This window comes from Roseateles sp. P5_E1 (genome assembly GCF_054049335.1).
Map to the genome: position 1 here is coordinate 1 of NZ_JBFUMN010000513.1, position 510 is coordinate 510.

The window sequence follows — 510 nt, forward strand, 5'->3', positions numbered from 1 at the left end:
CACCAGCCCGATTTCGACGGTACGCCCGGAGAGCTTTTCGCACAGCAGCGAGCCGGTGCCGGTGCCGACCGAGAACAGGGCCAGGGCAACGATATACAGCGTGGAGCCGCCGCCCAGATTGACCTCGGCGTAGGTGGGCAGCTGCGAGGTCAACAGGGTGCCGACGAACCAGAACCAGGACACGCCGAGGATCGCGTTGCTGACCGCCTTCTGCTTCTTGGCCATGCGCAGCACGGCCAGTGATTCGGGCAGCGGGTTCCAATTGATCTTCAGGTCCGGGGCGCCGGCATCGACCTTGGGGATCATCCGCGCGGTGAGGTTGCCAGCCACGGCCAGGGCAATTACCGCCGTGGCGGCCACGATCGGGCCGTGACTGCCGGCCAGCTGGAAGATCAGGCCGCCGGCGATCATGCCGGTCAGGATCGACAGCGAGGTGCCCATCTCGACCAGGCCGTTACCGCCGGTGAGTTCCTCAGGCTTGAGGATCGAGGGCAGCACCGAGTACTTCAC

General features: G+C 65.9%; 1 protein-coding gene. It reads right to left on the reverse strand.

What is annotated here, in order from left to right:
• On the reverse strand, positions 1–498 hold a 498-nt coding region (locus ACXJKJ_RS32380; protein WP_457395868.1), incomplete at its 3' end, for an MFS transporter.
• Positions 499–510 lie beyond the last annotated feature (12 nt).